The organism is Pseudomonas sp. Sample_24 (assembly GCF_004307605.1).
GTDB lineage: Bacteria > Pseudomonadota > Gammaproteobacteria > Pseudomonadales > Pseudomonadaceae > Aquipseudomonas.
Map to the genome: position 1 here is coordinate 1 of NZ_RCNW01000496.1, position 1,908 is coordinate 1,908.

The 1,908-nt window shown below is 59.4% G+C and carries 2 protein-coding genes and 1 pseudogene; 2 read left to right on the forward strand and 1 reads right to left on the reverse strand.

Annotated features, from left to right (window positions below):
• Both prfC and D8V06_RS29035 read left to right on the forward strand, forming a co-directional pair.
• Nucleotides 1–263: pseudogene (prfC, locus tag D8V06_RS29030) on the forward strand (peptide chain release factor 3); the annotation flags it as partial.
• Between the two features lie 229 nt (nt 264–492).
• A complete protein-coding gene (locus D8V06_RS29035) occupies nt 493–750 on the forward strand; it encodes a hypothetical protein (protein WP_056854992.1) in 258 nt (85 codons plus the stop codon).
• A gap of 169 nt (nt 751–919) precedes the next feature.
• Here D8V06_RS29035 and D8V06_RS29040 read toward each other — a convergent pair whose 3' ends face one another.
• Nucleotides 920–1,900 (reverse strand): peptide ABC transporter ATP-binding protein, encoded by a 981-nt coding sequence (locus D8V06_RS29040; RefSeq protein WP_056854993.1) that lies wholly within the window; start codon nt 1,898–1,900, stop codon nt 920–922.
• Nucleotides 1,901–1,908: the final 8 nt, after the last annotated feature.

Sequence of the window (1,908 nt, forward strand, 5' to 3'; positions counted from 1 at the left end):
TGCAGTTCGATGTGGTCGCCAGCCGTTTGAAAGAGGAATACAAGGTCGAGTGCTCCTACGAGCCGATCACCGTTTACTCGGCGCGCTGGATCGAATGCAGCGACAAGAAGAAGCTTGAGGAATTCTCCAACAAGGCCGTGGAAAACCTCGCGCTGGACGGCGGCGGTCACCTGACCTACCTCGCCCCGACCCGGGTCAACCTGGCACTGATGGAAGAACGCTGGCCGGACGTGAAATTCCGTGCGACGCGTGAGCATCATTAAGCGCTGAGCTGCAAAACCAAAAGCCCCGTGGCGAAAGCACCGGGGCTTTTTAATGCCTGGCCAATGGCCTGATGCTTTAGTGGATTTGGGTATAGGCCTTATTCGAAAGCAATCTGCCGATTCACGGCATTTACGGCTCAGCTTCAGCATCCTATCTGGAGAACCGAGTTAATCGGAACTAGATTTCACTAAGCGCCAGACAGGCACTCTACGAAGGACGGATTCGGCCATGAACAGCTTGCTACGCGTTATTTTGATGTTGAAGGTGTTGGTGATGTTGGCCCTCGGCAGCTCGGCGGTCTGGGCTGAGTGCGAGGATCATGAAACTCAGGCTTCAAGCAGTCAGGCAGGGCATGCTGAGCTGATGATCGCCAAGTCCGAATCGGAGCCGGGCGACAAGGGCCAGGGTGGCAGCGCGGGGGACGACGACTCGATGACCGATGACCCGGACTCCGATGAAGCCGACGAAGGTGATAGCCAGACGTAGATCTACAGACAAAATAAAACCCCTTCTACCGGAAGTAGAAGGGGTTTTTGGTCAACTCAGTCCCTGTGGGAGCTAGCCTGCTAGCGATTGCGGTGTGCCAGTCGACGCAGATGTCGACCGATATTCCGTAATCGCCAGGCTGGCTCCTGCATTTTTTTCAAGGCGGTTTTTATGCCGCGCCGTGTACAAATTGCTCGGCGTAATGGCACGCCACTTGGCGGCTGTCGAGCAGGCGCAGGGCCGGCTCTTCAGTGCTGCAACGCTCGGTGGCGTATGGGCAGCGCTTGTGGAAAGCGCAGCCGGGCGGCGGGTTCAGCGGGTTGGGCAGTTCGCCGACGATCTTGATTTTCGGCTTGTCCGGATCCGGGTGGATGGTCGGTGTCGCCGACAACAGCGCCTGGGTGTAGGGGTGCAGGGGACGGGTGTAGATGTCTTCCTTCGGCCCCATTTCCACCGGACGGCCGAGGTACATCACCATCACGTGGTCGGCAACATGGCGAACGACCGCCAGGTTGTGGGAAATGAACACGTAGGCGGTGTTGAACTCTTGCTGCAAATCCATGAACAGGTTCAGCACCTGCGCCTGGATCGACACGTCCAGCGCCGAGGTCGGTTCGTCCGCCACCAGCACTTTCGGTTGCAGCATCATCGCCCGAGCCAGCGCAATACGCTGGCGCTGACCGCCGGAGAACATGTGCGGATAACGTTGGTAGTGCTCGGGACGCAAGCCCACCTGCTTCATCATCGCCTGGACTTTCTCGCGACGTTCGGTGGCCGACAGGTTGGTGTTGATCAACAGCGGCTCGGCGAGTTGATCACCGATTTTCTGCCGCGGGTTCAACGACGCGTATGGGCTCTGGAACACCATCTGCACGTCTTTGCGCAGTTGCTTGCGCTGGGCCTTGTCGGCGCCGGCGACTTCCTGGCCGGCGATTTTCAGGGAACCCGAAGACGGCTCTTCGATCAGGGTCAGGGCGCGGGCCAGGGTGGATTTGCCGCAGCCCGACTCGCCGACGACGGCGAGGGTCTTGCCGGCTTCCAGTTCGAATGACACGCCGTTGAGGGCGCGCACGGTGGCGTGACCCTTGAACAGGCCTCGGGACACTTCGTAGTGACGGGTCAGGTCGCGGGCGGTAAGTACGACGGCCATTACGCCAC

Coding starts and splice junctions, on each gene's coding strand:
- D8V06_RS29035 (WP_056854992.1), top strand. CDS start 493: ATGAACAGCTTGCTACGCGTTATTTTGATGTTGAAGGTGTTGGTGATG.
- D8V06_RS29040 (WP_056854993.1), bottom strand. CDS start 1,900: ATGGCCGTCGTACTTACCGCCCGCGACCTGACCCGTCACTACGAAGTG.